At 71.1% G+C, this 15,294-nt stretch carries 15 protein-coding genes and 1 pseudogene; 4 read left to right on the forward strand and 12 right to left on the reverse strand.

All coding sequences use genetic code 11. The features are described 5' to 3' along the window. Positions 1 to 119 precede the first annotated feature (119 nt). Positions 120 to 1,073: a LysR family transcriptional regulator gene (locus ACK1X7_RS29500; protein ID WP_385158394.1), complete on the reverse strand. Its 954-nt coding sequence runs from the start codon at positions 1,071 to 1,073 to the stop codon at positions 120 to 122. A gap of 92 nt (positions 1,074 to 1,165) precedes the next feature. On the opposite strand from ACK1X7_RS29500, the gene ACK1X7_RS29505 reads away from it, so the two are divergent. Continuing rightward, positions 1,166 to 2,587, forward strand: a complete 1,422-nt coding sequence (locus ACK1X7_RS29505; RefSeq protein ID WP_413115853.1) for an MFS transporter — start codon at positions 1,166 to 1,168, stop codon at positions 2,585 to 2,587. Positions 2,588 to 2,890: 303 nt separating this feature from the next. Here the strand turns inward: ACK1X7_RS29505 and ACK1X7_RS29510 are convergent, their stop codons facing one another. Further along, the gene (locus ACK1X7_RS29510; RefSeq protein WP_390795974.1) at positions 2,891 to 3,655 is read right to left on the reverse strand and encodes an alpha/beta hydrolase; all 765 of its coding nucleotides are present in this window, start codon (positions 3,653 to 3,655) and stop codon (positions 2,891 to 2,893) included. Between the two features lie 103 nt (positions 3,656 to 3,758). Here ACK1X7_RS29510 and ACK1X7_RS29515 point away from each other — a divergent pair, with 103 nt between their 5' ends. Further along, positions 3,759 to 4,925, forward strand: a complete 1,167-nt coding sequence (locus ACK1X7_RS29515) for an adenosine deaminase (protein WP_385149980.1) — start codon at positions 3,759 to 3,761, stop codon at positions 4,923 to 4,925. Positions 4,926 to 5,049: 124 nt separating this feature from the next. Then, entirely contained in the window at positions 5,050 to 5,307 is a 258-nt protein-coding gene (locus ACK1X7_RS29520) for an ATP-binding protein (protein ID WP_385149983.1), read from the forward strand. 141 nt (positions 5,308 to 5,448) lie between these two features. Here ACK1X7_RS29520 and ACK1X7_RS29525 read toward each other — a convergent pair whose 3' ends face one another. The 5 genes from ACK1X7_RS29525 to afsQ1 form a co-directional block, all read right to left on the reverse strand. Then, positions 5,449 to 5,652 (reverse strand): PspC domain-containing protein, encoded by a 204-nt coding sequence (locus ACK1X7_RS29525; protein WP_216345001.1) that lies wholly within the window; start codon positions 5,650 to 5,652, stop codon positions 5,449 to 5,451. A 61-nt stretch (positions 5,653 to 5,713) separates the two neighbouring features. Beyond that, the gene (locus tag ACK1X7_RS29530) at positions 5,714 to 6,295 is read right to left on the reverse strand and encodes a VanZ family protein (protein WP_385149986.1); all 582 of its coding nucleotides are present in this window, start codon (positions 6,293 to 6,295) and stop codon (positions 5,714 to 5,716) included. Positions 6,296 to 6,441: 146 nt separating this feature from the next. Further along, complete coding sequence (locus ACK1X7_RS29535) at positions 6,442 to 7,056, reverse strand: hypothetical protein (RefSeq protein ID WP_385149988.1); 615 nt, start codon at positions 7,054 to 7,056, stop codon at positions 6,442 to 6,444. Next, positions 7,053 to 8,741 (reverse strand): ATP-binding protein, encoded by a 1,689-nt coding sequence (locus ACK1X7_RS29540; protein WP_385149991.1) that lies wholly within the window; start codon positions 8,739 to 8,741, stop codon positions 7,053 to 7,055. The genes ACK1X7_RS29535 and ACK1X7_RS29540 overlap by 4 nt, the downstream gene beginning before the upstream one ends. 43 nt (positions 8,742 to 8,784) lie before the next feature. After that, positions 8,785 to 9,462, reverse strand: coding sequence for a two-component system response regulator AfsQ1 (gene afsQ1 / locus ACK1X7_RS29545; protein ID WP_216344997.1), 678 nt, complete (start codon positions 9,460 to 9,462; stop codon positions 8,785 to 8,787). A gap of 198 nt (positions 9,463 to 9,660) precedes the next feature. Here afsQ1 and ACK1X7_RS29550 point away from each other — a divergent pair, with 198 nt between their 5' ends. Next, entirely contained in the window at positions 9,661 to 10,443 is a 783-nt protein-coding gene (locus ACK1X7_RS29550; protein WP_385149994.1) for a SigE family RNA polymerase sigma factor, read from the forward strand. Between the two features lie 179 nt (positions 10,444 to 10,622). On the opposite strand, the gene ACK1X7_RS29555 is transcribed toward ACK1X7_RS29550, so the two are convergent. The 5 genes and pseudogenes from ACK1X7_RS29555 to deoC form a co-directional block, all read right to left on the reverse strand. After that, positions 10,623 to 11,264: an ATP-binding protein gene (locus ACK1X7_RS29555; protein ID WP_385149997.1), complete on the reverse strand. Its 642-nt coding sequence runs from the start codon at positions 11,262 to 11,264 to the stop codon at positions 10,623 to 10,625. Positions 11,265 to 11,451: 187 nt separating this feature from the next. Further along, a pseudogene (locus ACK1X7_RS29560) lies at positions 11,452 to 11,825 on the reverse strand (amidohydrolase family protein); the annotation flags it as partial. Positions 11,826 to 11,988: 163 nt separating this feature from the next. Beyond that, positions 11,989 to 12,849 (reverse strand): aldehyde dehydrogenase family protein, encoded by an 861-nt coding sequence (locus tag ACK1X7_RS29565; RefSeq protein WP_385150000.1) that lies wholly within the window; start codon positions 12,847 to 12,849, stop codon positions 11,989 to 11,991. Beyond that, entirely contained in the window at positions 12,842 to 14,275 is a 1,434-nt protein-coding gene (locus ACK1X7_RS29570) for an aldehyde dehydrogenase family protein (RefSeq protein ID WP_385150003.1), read from the reverse strand. The genes ACK1X7_RS29565 and ACK1X7_RS29570 overlap by 8 nt, the downstream gene beginning before the upstream one ends. Before the next feature lie 6 nt (positions 14,276 to 14,281). Continuing rightward, positions 14,282 to 15,280 carry a deoxyribose-phosphate aldolase gene (gene deoC, locus ACK1X7_RS29575; RefSeq protein ID WP_413116916.1) on the reverse strand — a complete coding sequence of 333 codons (999 nt, stop codon included), beginning with the start codon at positions 15,278 to 15,280 and terminating at the stop codon, positions 14,282 to 14,284. Positions 15,281 to 15,294 lie beyond the last annotated feature (14 nt).

Genomic DNA, 15,294 nt, shown 5'->3' on the forward strand with positions numbered 1-15,294 from the left:
GCTCCCGGGCACCGGCGCCGTAAATATGCGGTCCAGGGCGCCGCACCGGAGGCCCCGCCCCCGGCACCCACCACGAACACCAGGCGCACCTCAGCAACCACCGCACACCCGCACACCCACTACGTCAGCAACTGACCCCGCCGGCTCAGCAGAAACTTCTTGAAGGCCGCCACCGGCGGGGTGTCCGGGTGCCCGTCCAGCCAGGCAACGCCGATCTCGCGGACGGCACGCGGCGCGGTGACGGTCAGCTCCGCCACCCCGGGGCGGGGGACGGCCGGAGGCGGGAGGAGGGCCACCCCAAGGCCCGCCGCGACCAGGCCGCGCAGTGTCTCCGCCTCCTCGCCCTCGAAGGCGATCCGCGGTGTGAACCCCGCCTCGGCGCACAGCGCATCGGTGATGCGCCGCAGCCCGTAGCCCGGTTCCAGCGTGACGAACAGTTCCGAGGCGGCCTCGGCGAGCCGGACCCGGCGGCGCCCGGCCAGCCGGTGGTCGTCGGGGACCACCAGCCGCAGCCGCTGTTCGTCCAGGCGGCGGGCGACCAGATCGGGGGCGTCCGGCACCGGGGAGGTCAGGCAGAGGTCGAGGCCGCCCGCGCGCATCCGTTCGAGCATCGCCTCGCCGTAGTTCTGGACCAGTTGGAACCGCACCCGCGGATGGTCCACCCGGAAGCTCCGGATCAGACCGGGCACGGTCTCGGTCCCCAGCGTGTGCAGGAAGCCGAACGAGACCAGGCCCGCCGCCGGATCCGCGTCGGCCCGTACGGACTCGGCGGCGCGGTCGACCTCGGCGAGGGCCCGTTCGACCGAGCGCAGGAACGTCCGTCCCGCCGGGGTGAGCGCCACCGTTCGGCCCCGGCGGGCGAAGAGCGCCACGCCCAGGTCCTCCTCCAGCCGGACCATCGCCCGGCTGAGCGTCGACTGGGGCACCCCCATCTCCTGTGCGGCGCGCGTCACATGCTCATGGCGGGCGACGGCGGCGAACTGGGCGAGGCGCGGCGTGAGGGCTGCGGCCCAGGACTCCGCCTCGACATCTGCTGTCACCGGAATGTCGTTTTCGTAACTGATGCGTGACACGTGCGCCCCTGACCTTTACTCATGCTGCACTGGATTAATTATCGCCATTCCGTGCATTGGACGCATCAACCGTGCTTACGTACGGTCGAAACATGCCTCCTGCTGATACCGGGGCGTCCACCGGAACCCACCGTGTGGACGCCTCCGCTTCGATGCCGACGACCCCGAACTCCTCCCGGCCCGCCACCGCGAGCACCGCGAGCACCGCGAGCACCGCGAGCAACGCGAACGACGCGAGCCCCGCGAGCAACGCGAGCCCCGCGAGCCCCGCGAGCCCCGCGTCCAAGCAGATGAGCCCGGGCCACCCCGGCTACGTCCGGATGCGGCTCGCCCTCTTCACCTCCGGACTCGCCACCTTCGCCCTGCTCTACTCGACCCAGGCGCTGCTCCCCGCGATCTCCGACGATCTGCGGGTCCAGGCGGACCAGGCAAGCTGGAGCGTTTCCGCGGCCACCTTCGGCCTGGCGCTCGCGGTCGTGCCGCTGAGCGCGCTGTCCGAGCGGTTCGGCCGACGCGCCATGATGACCGGCTCGCTCACCGTCGCGGTCCTCCTCGCCCTGCTGGTGCCGTTCGCACCGGACCTGGGCTGGCTGATCGGACTGCGCGCGGTCCAGGGCGTGGCGCTGGCCGGGATCCCGGCCTCCGCGATGGCGTATCTCTCGGAGGAAGTTCACCCGAAGGCGTTGATCGGCGCGATCGGGCTGTTCGTGGCCGGTAACAGCGTCGGCGGTATGAGCGGCCGGATCCTCACCGGCTGGGTCGCGGACGCCTGGGGCTGGCGGGCCGCGCTGGCCGCGGTCGGCGCGATGGCGCTGCTGTGCGCGGTGGCCTTCCGGCTGCTGCTCCCCAAGGCCCGGAACTTCACCCCGGCCGCGGTGAGCCCGCGGGCGCTGGCCCGCACCCTCGCCGGGCATCTCTCCGATCCGCTGCTGTGCCGGCTGTACGCGATCGGCGCGCTGTTCATGACGGTCTTCGGCGGGGTCTACACGGTCATCGGCTACCGGCTGGTGGCCGAGCCCTTCGGCCTCTCGCAGAGCCTGGTCGGCTCGATCTTCCTGATCTACCTGGTCGGCACGGTCTCCTCGGCGGCGACCGGCAAGCTGGTCGGCCGGCTCGGGCGGCGCGGTGCGCTGTATGTGGCGGTGTCCACGACGGCGGCCGGACTGCTGCTGTCCCTGCTGAACTCGATCCCGGCGGTGCTGGCCGGTCTGGTGCTGATCACCGCGGGCTTCTTCGCGGGCCACGCGGCGGCGTCCTCGGCGGTGAGCCGTACGGCCAAGACCGGACGCGCCCAGGCCGCGGCGCTCTACCAGGCGTCGTACTACATCGGCAGCAGCGTGGGCGGTGCGCTGGGCGCGCTCGCCTTCCACGCGGCCGGCTGGGGCGGCACGGTCACCATGGGCCTGGTGGCGGTCGGCGGCGCGGCGGCGATCACGGTGTACGCGACGCGCAAGGCGCAGGCCGAACGGCGCGCGGAGGCCGCGCGCCGCGATCTGGTCGGCGCACCGGCGTAGCCCCGGCCCCTGGCGCTCTTATGGCCCAGCCCTCCGAAGCCCGAAGGGGTCGTCCCGCCACTGTCCCGGCGGGGCGGCCCCTTCGCCCATGAGGACGCGAGCGCCCGCCGCACCCGGCAACGCGAGCGCCCGCCGCACCCGGCAACGCGAACCCCGACGCGCCCGGCAACGCGAACCCCTGTCCACCCGGCAACGCGAACCCCGGCGCCCCGGCAACGCGAACCCCGACGCGCCCGGCCCCCGTCCGTGCGGCGCGGGAGCCGCACGGACGGGGGCCGGGGCGCCCGCGCACAACCCAAGCGCTCAGCGGCGCAGATTCGCCCCGAAGCCCGCCGCCAGCGGCATCCGCAGTCCCAGCGGCGGCGGAGCCGCCAGCGCGTCGGCGACCGGGCGGGAGAAGCCGGAGTGGAAGAGGGAGCCGAGGAGGAAGTCCACGGCCAGCGCCTGCACCTCGGAGCGGTGCTGATGCAGCCCGTGCCCGTCGGTGTGCACCTCGAAGCGGCACACATCGCGGTTGGCCTTCTTCGCCCGCTCCGCCAGCCGGTAGGACAGCTCGGGGTCGGACCGCTCGTCGTTCGTGCCGTGGGCGATCAGCACCTGCCGTCCCACCAACTGCTTCACCGGCTCGGGTTCGAGCACCTCGTCCGGCGCCGGAAGCCAGGGCGCCAGCGCCACCACCGAGGTGACGGCCGGGTGCCCGGCGGCGCGGAGGGCGGCGCGCCCGCCCATGCCGTGGCCCGCGAGGCAGACCGGCACATCGCCGTAGCGCCGTACCACCTCCTCCACGGCCCACCCGGCGTCGGCGGCGGGATCGGCGGCGGCCCCGTTCCAGCCCCGGCGCCGGTAGTGCACGACATGACCGGCCAGCCCCTCCTCCCGGCCCGCCCGGACCAGCCGCCGGGCCAGTGGCAGGGCGGCGGCCGCCGTGAGTCTGGAGGGCCGTCTCGTCCCGTTGGGTTCGCCCTCGGGGAGGAGCAGCACCACACCGTGTACGGTCCTTTGCGTGGCGGCCGCGCCCATCGGCCGCCCCAGCCGTGCGCCCCGCTCGGGCAACGCTTGCTGAGCCATGGCGACACGATCGCAGAAGGATTGGTGTACTCCACTACCCGTGCGGGTCACTGTTCCGTATCTATCCCTCACGTTCTACGCGCGTAGGGGCTATGGTGCCCAGATGACGAGCGAGCACAGCCATGAGCCCACCCCCGAACAGATCCGCCGCGCCCCCAAGGTGCTGCTCCATGACCACCTCGACGGCGGGCTGCGCCCGGGCACGATCGTCGACCTCGCGAGGGAGACGGGGTACGGCGCGCTGCCGGAGAACGAGCCCGACAAGCTGGGCGTCTGGTTCCGCGAGGCGGCGGACTCCGGATCGCTGGAGCGCTATCTGGAGACGTTCTCCCACACCGTCGGCGTGATGCAGACCCGCGACGCGCTCGTCAGGGTCGCCGCCGAATGCGCCGAGGACCTCGCCGAGGACGGCGTCGTCTACGCCGAGATCCGCTACGCCCCCGAGCAGCACCTGGAGGGCGGGCTGACCCTGGAAGAGGTCGTCGAGGCGGTCAACGAGGGCTTCCGTGAAGGGGAGCGGCGGGCCCGGGAGAACGGCCACCGCATCCGGGTGGGCGCCCTGCTGACCGCGATGCGGCACGCGGCCCGCGCCCTGGAGATCGCCGAACTCGCCAACCGCTACCGCGACTTGGGCGTGGTGGGCTTCGACATCGCGGGCGCCGAGGCCGGCTTCCCGCCCACCCGGCACCTGGACGCCTTCGAGTATCTGAAGCGGGAGAACAACCACTTCACGATCCACGCGGGCGAGGCGTTCGGACTGCCGTCCATCTGGCAGGCGCTCCAGTGGTGCGGCGCCGACCGGCTGGGCCACGGCGTGCGCATCATCGACGACATCAAGGTCGCGGACGACGGCTCCCTCGCCCTCGGCCGCCTCGCCTCCTACGTCCGCGACAAGCGCATCCCGCTGGAGCTGTGCCCGACCTCCAACCTCCAGACGGGCGCGGCCAGTTCCTACGCCGAGCACCCCATCGGACTGCTCCGCCGACTGCATTTCCGTGCGACCGTGAATACGGATAATCGTCTGATGAGCGGGACGAGCATGAGCGCGGAATTCCAGCATCTTGTATCAACGTTCCATTACACGCTCGACGACATGCAATGGTTCACGGTCAATGCCATGAAATCAGCCTTCATTCCTTTTGACGAACGTCTGGCGATGATCAGTGACGTGATCAAGCCCGGATACGCCGAGCTGAAGTCCGAATGGCTGTTCCGAAATGTGGCCTCCGCGTCGGCCGTGACCAGGGATTCCGCGTCCGAGGGCAGTTGACCTAGCGCGCTGGGATCATGACCCGGACGGGGTTTCGGGGGCCGTTTTCGGCGTTTGCGGGCAGCCGAAATCCATGGCTACGTTTCCGTATCGGTCAAGCCCCCGTCTCAAGGACAGATTTCTGATGAAGCAGGGAACGCTCAAGACTCTCGGTGTCATTGCCCTCGGCGCCGTCGCCGTCATCACCGGAGGCAGCGCCGCGTCCGCGGCCCCCAGCGCGCCGGTCCCGGGCGGCTCCGCGGGCCGTGTCGCCGCCCCGGGGCAGCCCGCCGCCCAGCCCGCCGGAAAGCCCGCCGCCCCCCAGGCCAAGCCCGGCCAGGGCGTGCTGGGGCAGCTCCCGCTGCAAGGTCTGCCGACCGGCAGCCTCTTCAAGCTGGGCTGATCCCCCCCTGGGCACACGGCCGGGCCGCACCTCCCGCTGGGGTGTGCGGCCCGGCCGTTCCGTATGAGCTGTTGAGCTGTTGAGCTGTACGGGCCCTATGCCAGGGTCACGGCGCCGAGCCGCGACACCGGCCGGGCCGGGTCACCACGCCTCGCGGTAGGTGTCCTCCGCCGGAAGCAGGAACCACAGCGCGAGATAGAGCAGGCACTGCGGCCCCGGCAGCAGACACGAGACCACGAAGAGCACCCGCATCGTCGTCGGGGTGGTCCCGAAGCGCCGGGCGAGACCCGCGCAGACACCGGCGATCTTCTTCTCGTGGCGGGGGCGGACCAGCGGTGCGCTCATGATGGGGACTCCTCCTTGTCGAGTGGGCTCGGGAAGAGCCAAGTTCCCGATGGACTCAACGCTATGTCCGCGTGCTGGAGGAGACGTCGCTCCACGGTGCGATCCCGACCCTGGGAATCGTCGGGGTCGGGGCCGGGGCGCCGTCGTCCCGGGGGAGGGGCGCGACCCTGCCCCGGTCGGCCCGACGGCGGAGCCACGTCCGGACGGCGGGGACCACCAGTATGTGCGCGAGGGCGACCCCGACGGTGTTCAGCAGCACCGTGTCCACGTTCATGATCTGCCCGGTCACCTCGCTGCGCAGCAGCGCCACCCCCATGGCCGCCATCGCCCCGCTGAAGGCCGTACGGGCCAGCGAGGCCAGCGGATACGCCGCCACCCGGCCCCCGGCCAGCGGCAGCAGCACCCCCAGCGGCGCGAGCAGCAACAGCCCGCCTCCGATGGACCGGGCGGCCTCCCAGGGGCTGAGCGCCAGATCGGCGCGGATGGTGGCCAGGGGTTCGAGGGTCGCGGCGGACACCCAGGGCACGTTGGTCGGTCGCAGGGTCAGCCAGCAGACGAACGCGAGATGTGCGACGAGGAGGACGAAGCCCGCGACGCGGTAGCGAAAGGCGGCCCTGCGGCCGAAGGGACCCTGCACGCACATCAGGACGCCGCCCGCGGGGGTCGCGGTTCCGCCCGCGCCCCGCTGGTCAGCACCTTGTTACCGACAAGTCGCCGACCTGGGACGAGGCGGTACCAGCAGGTAACGAATCAGGATACGAGGACCCCGGAGCCGACCGTCGTGGCGAATCAGGAGACCAGGACCCCCGAGTTGACCGCGATCATGGGGTTGCGGCGCATCTCCTCGGTGCACTGGTACGCCTTGAGCGGATCCCGCTGGCTGTCCGGCCCGCCGAGCACCACCTTGCCGTCATCCCCGGCCACCGTGGTGTCCGCGAGAGTGCAGACGATCTGCGCGAGCCCCAGGGACTGGATCTCCTCCGGCGGCCGGTTCAGCCGCAGCGCGCTGTCCGGGTCGTCCCTGGCCGGACCGGAGATCTCCACCCAGTCCTCGACCGCCGTGGTGAACCCGGCCGCCGCCTCGGCCGCCGTCGGCGGCAGCCGCAACTGCTCCAGCAGCGCCCGGGCTATCCGCACCGGCTCCCGGGACGTCTTCTCGTCGCCCACCCGGGTCGTCCGGCTCACCGACAGGACCCGCGAGGAGCACAGCAGATAGATCCGTACGGAGACCCGGCTCAACCCCTCGGCGGCCCGCTCCGACTCCGGTGCCCGGCAGGACGCCCGCGAGGGCGCGGCCCCGGCGTCCACCGGCACCGAGGTGCCGCGTATCCCGCAGCCGGACGCCAGCAGTGCGACCGCGCCGGCCAGCAGAAGAGCGGCCGACCGGTTCCACCGCGCGCTCATGGCCTGCCCTCCTGGTTCCGGCCCGTGCCCCTGGCCGCATTCCTGCCCTTGCCCTTGCTGCCCCAGGTCCTGCCCTTGCCCTTGCCGCCGGCCCTGCCGCCGTCGTCGCGCCCGCCCTCGGCGGCGCCCTCGCGGTCTGGATCGTCGGGATCGCCGAGATCACCGAGCTCGTCCTCGGCCTCGTCGGAGGCGATCCGGGAGGCGTCCATCGGCAGCCGCAGGGTGAAGACGGCCCCGCCCTCCGGGAAGTTCGCGGCGCTGATGTCGCCGCCGTGGATATGCGCGTTCTCCATCGCGATCGACAGCCCGAGCCCGCTGCCCTCCGAGCGCGGGCGGGACGCGCTCGCCTTGTAGAAGCGGTCGAAGACATGCGGCAGCACATCCTCGGGGATGCCCGGACCGTGGTCCCGGACCTTGATCAGCAGCTCATCGCCGTCGGTGCGCACCGAGACCCGCACCGGCGAGCCGCCGTGCTTGAGCGCGTTCCCGATCAGATTTGCCAGGATCACATCCAGCCGCCGGGGATCCAGCCGGGCCACGATCCCGCGCGCCGCGTCCAGCTCCACCGCGTCCAGCCAGGCGCGGGCGTCGATGCACGCCGTCACCTGGTCGGCGACATCGACATCGTCGAGCACCAGCCGGGCCGTGCCCGCGTCGAAGCGGGTCACCTCCATCAGGTTCTCCACCAGGTCGTTCAGCCGCCGCGTCTCGCTCACCACGAGCTGCACCGCCGGAGCGATCATCGGGTCGAGCGAATCGGCCTCCTCCTCCAGCACCTCCGAGACGGCCGTGATCGCGGTGAGCGGGGTCCGCAGCTCATGCGACATGTCCGCGACGAAGCGCCGGCTGGACGCCTCCCGCGCGGACAGCTCCGCCACCCGCTTCTGGAGCCGCTCCGCGGCCCGGTTGAAGGTGTGGGAGAGATTGGCCAGCTCATCGGAGCCCGAGACCTGTAGCCGGGTGTCCAGATGCCCCTCGCCCAGCCGGTACGCCGCCTCCCCGAGCCGCTGCACCGGCCGCAGCACCGTGGCCGCGGCGGCCTGCGCCAGCAGCGCGGCGCCGATCAGCGCGAGCCCGGTGGCGATCCCCAGCGACCAGGCCAGCGAGTTCAGATCCTGGCGCTCGGTGTCCAGGGACTTGAGCATGTAGCCGGTCGGCCCGCCGCCGTTCACCTTGGCCCCGCCGACCAGATACGGGGTGCCGTCCAGCGTGATCCGCTGCCAGTAGAGGTGGTACGGGGCGGTGTTCCCCTTGGCCACCGGGCGCTTCTGGTCCACCGCGCGCCGCAGCGACGCGGGCACCGCGTCGAGGGTGAACAGCTTCTTGTCCGAGGCGGCCGGACAGCTTCCGGCGTCCCGGGTCCGGGTGATCAGCAGCACCTCGTACTTCTGGGTGTTGTCCGCCATACGACCCGCGGCGTCCCGCAATTCGGAACAGGTCGGAAGGGAGGGCAGCGGGTCGGTGTCGTCCTTCAGCGATTTACGGAACTCGTCCAGCGCCGCGTCCTGGGTGCGGGTCAGCACCGCGTCACGGTTCAGCCAGTACGCGATGGCCGACGCGGACACGGCGGCGGTCAGCGCCACCAGGCCGAAGACCAGCATCAGCCGCAGCCGGAGGCTGAACCACCGCAAGAGCCCCGCGGCCCAGCCCCGGGCCCGACCGGGCTCGTCGCTCACTGCGCTCAATTCCGTACGTCTCCGCCCCCGTGCGCGCGGCACACCGTATGACTCACTGTGGCGTGTCCAACCGGTATCCGACCCCGCGCACCGTACGGATCAGTGTCGGCGACGAAGGGACGTCCTCCACCTTCGCGCGCAGCCGCTGTACGCATGCGTCCACCAGCCGCGAGTCACCGAGATAGTCGTGCTCCCAGACCAGCCGCAGCAACTGCTGCCGGGACAGCGCCTGCCCCGGCCGGCGGCTGAGCTCCAGCAGAAGCCGCAGCTCGGTGGGGGTGAGCTGGAGGTCCTCGCCGTTCTTGGTGACCGTCATGGCCGCGCGGTCGATCAGCAGACTGCCGAAGGCCGCGGAGTCATTGGCCTCCCGCTCGCCCCGCCGCAGCACCGCGCGGATCCGGGCGTCCAGCACCCGGCCCTGGACGGGTTTGACCACATAGTCGTCGGCTCCCGACTCCAGGCCGACGACGACGTCGATGTCATCGCTGCGCGCGGTCAGCAGGATGATCGGCAACTGGTCGGTACGGCGGATCCGGCGGCACACCTCGAAGCCGTCGATCCCGGGCAGCATCACATCGAGCACGATCAGATCCGGCCGCTGCTCACGCAGCAGTTTCAGGCCGTCCTCGCCCGTCGCCGCGGTCGCCACACGGTGGCCCTGGCGGGACAGAGAGAGTTCGAGGGCCGTGCGGATGGCGTCGTCGTCCTCGATCAGCAACAGGAAAGGCACGTTGGTCATTCTGGCCTACAAGGGGCCTGTAGTTCGACCGTCAGGGGTTTATCGGTCCGATCCCCTGTGACGAGCCTGTGACAGTCGACAGACAGCCCCATGAAACTGAACCGGCAAAGTCTTCTGTGCACCGGGCGGAACGCCACCGGCCGGGGCAGCCAGCAGACCGATCAGGCTCCACCGACGGGGGGCGCGAAAATGAGCACACTGCACTTCACGAACACCAGCGCAGTTCGCACGCGCCTCCACGACACCGGCCGGGGCAATGAGAAGTCCGGTGCCGTGAGCGGGCGGGGGTGCGCTCGCGGCGCCGGGCGTCAGCGGCCTCCTTACATGGTGGCCATTGACGCGATCACGGGGGAGAAGGAGGCCGGTCACGGCCTCGGGGGGGACAACGGGGGACCGGGGGGACACGGGGGAAGCTCGTACGGGGAGGCAGAGGGGGAGCGGCGCACCGCGTCGGAGGCGGAGTTCACCGCCTATGTCCAGGAGCGCCGCGCCTCCCTGTACGCAACCGCCTACCACCTGACCGGTGACCGCTTCGAGGCCGAGGACCTGCTTCAGAGCGCGCTGTTCTCGACCTACCGGGCGTGGGACCGGATCAGCGACAAGGCGGCGGTCGGCGGCTATCTGCGCCGCACCATGACCAATCTGCACATCAGCGCCTGGCGTCGGCGCAAGCTCAACGAGTACCCGACGGAGGAGCTGCCGGAGACGGTGGGCGACCATGACGCGATGCGCGGCACCGAGCTGCGCGCCGTGCTGTGGCAGGCCCTGGCCCGGCTGCCCGAGATGCAGCGCACGATGCTGGTGCTGCGCTACTACGAGGGCCGGACGGATCCGGAAATCGCGGACATTCTGAACATCAGCGTCGGAACGGTCAAAAGCAGCATCTGGCGCTCGCTGCGTCGGCTGCGCGAGGACGACACCCTCAGCTTCGGCCGTGACGAGGAGGAGTCCTTCGGCGAACTGGTCGCCTGACGGCGGCCGGCCGGCCGAAGGCGGGGGGAAACGGGGGAAATCGGGGGAAACGGGAGGGGAGCGAGAAAAGCGGGAGGGGAACAAGAAATCGGGGGAGCACGGGGGAAACAGGCGCGAGGCCGGACATCCGAGGGGGATTGTCCGGCCTCACGCCTTTTCGTTTTGTACGCCTCCGCTCGCTACACGGACGCCTTCTCGCCGGAGGCGGGCACCCGCCCTCCCGCCGTCGCGGCCGCTATCCGTCCCATCGCCGTGCCCTTGCCGCACGCGTACGCGCCCAGCGCCGTCTGCCGGGCCACGATCCCGCGCTCCGCGCGCATCAGCCGCCAGCCACGCCGCAGCAGATAGTGCGGGGGCTTACGGCCCTCCCGCAGATCGCGCAGCAGCCGGCGTCGGAAGGTGGTGGAGGGACGGCCGCGCAGACAGAGCGCGTCCGCGAGCACCCCGAGTTCGGCACACCGCCCGATGATGTCGGCGGCGAAGATCCCCTCGGCGATGAACAGCGGCGCCCGCCCGATGTCCAGCGCCTCCTCGCCGACCCGGGAGCTGGTGGCGATGTCGTACAGCGGCACGGTCGTCCGTGACGTACGGCACAGCGCCTCGATCGCCGCTACCGCCGCGTCCGCGTCCCAGGAGTGTGGCGAGTCCCAGTCGGCGCCCCCGCCGTCGGCGAGTTGGGGGAGCGTCGGGTCGCCGCCCTCCTTGTAGAAGTCGTCGAGGTTGAGCACGGGCAGCCCGGTGCGGGCCGCGAGGGAGGACTTGCCCGAGCCCGAGGGGCCGGTGAGCAGGACGACAAGGGCGGAAGGCGGTTGGCTGGTCACGGAACACCAGTGTGACGCATCCTTTCGCCCACGTGACCCCCGCGTGACCGACGACGTAACGTCCGGCGTCACCACGTGACCGCGTCACCGCCCAGGTGTCTGCGCCCCGTCAGACGACCGCGCGCGGCCGTTCCGCCGCCGCCGTACGGGCCGGGCGGATCCGGGGGCCGAAGGCCGCCAGGATGAGGGAGAGCCCGGCGGCCTCGGTGTAGCGGCGGGTGTCGTCGAAGTGCCGGCCCGTCCGGGGGTCGACATCGCGGACGGGCCGATCATCTCCGAGGCGAAGAGGATGTTCCGCGCGGGGATGACGTCGAGGAGGAGATCGATGCCGGGCCGGTGATAGACGCAGGTGTCGAAGAAGACATTGCCCAGGACGTGCTCCTCCAGGGGCGGCTTGCCAAGGGCCATCGCCAGACCGCGGAACCGGCCCCAGTGATACGGAACGGCGCCGCCATGCGGGATGATCAGCCGCAGAGTGGGGAAGTCGGCGACCAGATCGCCCTGCACGAGCTGCATGAACACCGTCGTATCGGCGTTGAGGTAGTGCGCCCCGGTGGTGTAGTGGCCATGGCAGTCGATGATCATTCGCTGTTCCTTCTCGGCGTGCGGTTCCTCGCGACCTAACTGTCGATGAAATTGTTGACAATATGTGCGACGAAAAAAGGCCCCCGCGAGGCCCGGGATACGGGCGCCGCGGGGGCGGGGTGGCCGAGGAGCTTCCGGGCTAGGCGCCCATCGGATGCCAGACGGTCTTGGTCTCCAGGAAGGCCAACAGCCGGGTCGTGCCGGGGTCGGCCGCCCAATCCACAGGCTGTGGACGAAGGACCCGCTTGAGGTTCTCCGCACTGGCCTTCTCCAGCTCGACCGCCAGCTCCGCGTCCGCTCCGGCGAGGTCGATCGCGTTGACGTCCTGGTGGGCGGCGAGCGGGGTGGCGATCTCGGCGGTACGGCCGGAGAGGATGTTGACCACGCCGCCCGGAAGGTCGGAGGTGGCCAGCACCTCGGCCAGGGAGAGGGCGGGCAGCGGCGACTTCTCGCTCGCCACCACCACGGCCGTGTTGCCGGTGACGACCGCGGGGGCGATCACGGAGACCAGGCCGAGGAAGGACGAGTCCTGGGGTGCGAGGAGCGTGACCACGCCGGTCGGCTCGGGGGAGGAGAGGTTGAAGTACGGCCCGGCGACGGGGTTGGCGGATCCGGCGATCTGGGCCGTCTTGTCGGACCAGCCCGCGTACCAGACCCAGCGGTCGATCGCGGCGTCGACCTGGGCGGTGGCCTTGGCCTTGCTCAGCCCCTCACCGTCGGCGACCTCCTTGACGAACTGGTCGCGGCGGCCCTCCAGCATCTCGGCGACGCGGTAGAGGATCTGGCCCCGGTTGTACGCGGTGGCCCCGGACCAGCCGCCGAACGCCTTGCGCGCGGCGACGACCGCGTCCCGGGCGTCCTTACGGGAGGCCAGCGGGGCGTTGGCCAGCCACTGGCCCTTCGCTGTGGTCACCTCGTACACCCGCCCGCTCTCCGAGCGTGGGAACTTGCCGCCCACGAACAGCTTGTAGGTCTTCAGGACCGAGAGTCGTTCAGACATCGAGGTATGCCTCCAGGCCGTGCCGACCGCCCTCGCGGCCGTATCCCGACTCCTTGTAGCCGCCGAACGGGGAGGCCGGGTCGAACTTGTTGAACGTGTTGGACCACACCACGCCCGCCCGGAGCTTGTTCGCCATCCACAGGATGCGCGAACCCTTCTCCGTCCAGATGCCCGCCGACAGTCCGTACGGCGTGTTGTTCGCCTTGGCCACGGCCTCTTCTGGGGTGCGGAAGGTGAGCACCGACAGCACCGGGCCGAAGATCTCCTCACGGGCGATCCGGTGGGCCTGGGTGACGCCGGTGAAGAGGGTGGGCGCGAACCAGTAGCCGGAGCTGGGCAGTTCGCACTGCGGGGCCCAGCGCTCGGCGCCCTCGGCCTCGCCCGCGTCGGCCAGCGCGCGGATCCGGGCCAACTGCTCGGCGGAGTTGATGGCGCCGATGTCGGTGTTCTTGTCCAGCGGGTCGCCCACCCGCAGGGTGCCCATCCGGCGCTTGAGCGCGTCGAGCAGCTCGTCCTGGACGGACTCCTGGACCAGCAGGCGGGAGCCCGCGCAGCAGACATGGCCCTGGTTGAAGAAGATGCCGCCGATGATGCCCTCGACCGCCTGGTCGATGGGGGCGTCGTCGAAGACGATGTTGGCGGCCTTGCCGCCGAGTTCGAGGGTGACCTTCTTCTTCGTACCGGCCACCGTACGGGCGATGGCCTTGCCGACCTCGGTGGAGCCGGTGAAGGCCACCTTGTCGATCCCGGGGTGGGCGACCAGCTCGGCGCCGGTCGAGCCGTCGCCGGTGATGATGTTCACCACGCCCTTGGGCAGGCCCGCCTGGCGGCAGATGTCCGCGAAGAACAGGGCGCTCAGGGGCGTTGTCTCGGCGGGCTTGAGGACGACCGTATTGCCGGTGGCGAGCGCCGGGGCGATCTTCCAGGCCAGCATCAGCAGCGGGAAGTTCCAGGGGATGATCTGGCCGGCGACGCCCAGGGGCCGGGGGTCGGGACCGTAGCCCGCGTACGCGAGCTTGTCGGCCCAGCCCGCGTAGTAGAAGAAGTGGGCGGCGACCAGGGGCAGATCGGAGTCGCGCGACTCGCGGATCGGCTTTCCGTTGTCCAGCGACTCCAGGACGGCCAGTTCGCGGGAGCGCTCCTGGATGATGCGCGCGATCCGGAAGAGGTACTTGGCGCGCTCGGAGCCGGGGAGCGCGGACCAGCTCGTGAACGCCTTACGGGCGGCCTTGACGGCGCGGTCCACGTCCTCGGCGCTGGCCTGGGCGACCTCGGAGAGGACCTCCTCGGAGGAGGGGGAGAGGGTCTTGAAGACCTTGCCGTCGCCCGCCTCGCCGAACTCCCCGTCGATGAACAGGCCGTAGGACGGGGCGATGTCGACGACCGCGCGGGACTCCGGCGCCGGTGCGTACTCGAAAACGGGCATGGCGTATCAGTCCACCGTCACGTAGTCGGGACCGGAGTACCGGCCGGTGCTCAGCTTCTGGCGCTGCATCAGCAGGTCGTTGAGGAGGCTGGAGGCGCCGAAGCGGAACCAATCCGGGGAGAGCCACTCGCCGCCCAGCGTCTCGTTGACCATCACCAGGTACTTGATCGCGTCCTTGGAGGTGCGGATGCCGCCCGCGGGCTTCACACCCACCTGGACGCCGACCGCGGCGCGGAAGTCGCGGACCGCCTCCAGCAGGACGAGGGTGACGGGCGGGGTCGCGTTGACGGCCACCTTGCCGGTGGAGGTCTTGATGAAGTCGGCGCCCGCGAGCATCGCCAGCCAGGAGGCGCGGCGGACGTTGTCGTACGTCTGGAGCTCACCGGTCTCGAAGATGACCTTGAGGTGGGCTGCGGTGCCGTCCTCGCGCACGCAGGCGTCCTTCACCTGCCGGATCTCCTCGAAGACCTCGAGATAGCGGCCGGAGAGGAAGGCGCCGCGGTCGATCACCATGTCGATCTCGTCCGCCCCGGCGGCCACCGCGTCCCGGGTGTCGGCCAGCTTGACCGGCAGCGCGGCCCGGCCGGAGGGGAAGGCGGTGGCGACGGCCGCCACATGAATGCCGCCGCCGCCCTTCAGGGCCTCCTTGGCGGTGGCCACCATGTCGCCGTAGACGCAGATCGCCGCGACCTGGGGGGCGGTGCGGTCGGTGGGATCGGGGTTGATCCCCTTGGCGCACAGGGACCGGACCTTGCCCGGGGTGTCGGCACCCTCCAGGGTCGTCAGGTCGATCATCGAGATCGCCAGGTCGATGGCGTACGCCTTCGCCGTGGTCTTGATCGAGCGGGTGCCGAGGGTCGCGGCACGGGCCTGGAGGCCGACCGCGTCGACGCCCGGCAGGCCGTGCAGGAAGCGGCGCAGGGCGCGGTCGTCGGCGGTCACGTCCGCCATCGACGCGAGTCGCTCCGCGGCCTCTTTGCCGTATGCGGGAACTGTGGTGGGCATGGTCACCAGACGAG

Source organism: Streptomyces sp. CY-1, from assembly GCF_047218265.1.
GTDB classification, from domain to species: domain Bacteria; phylum Actinomycetota; class Actinomycetes; order Streptomycetales; family Streptomycetaceae; genus Streptomyces; species Streptomyces niphimycinicus.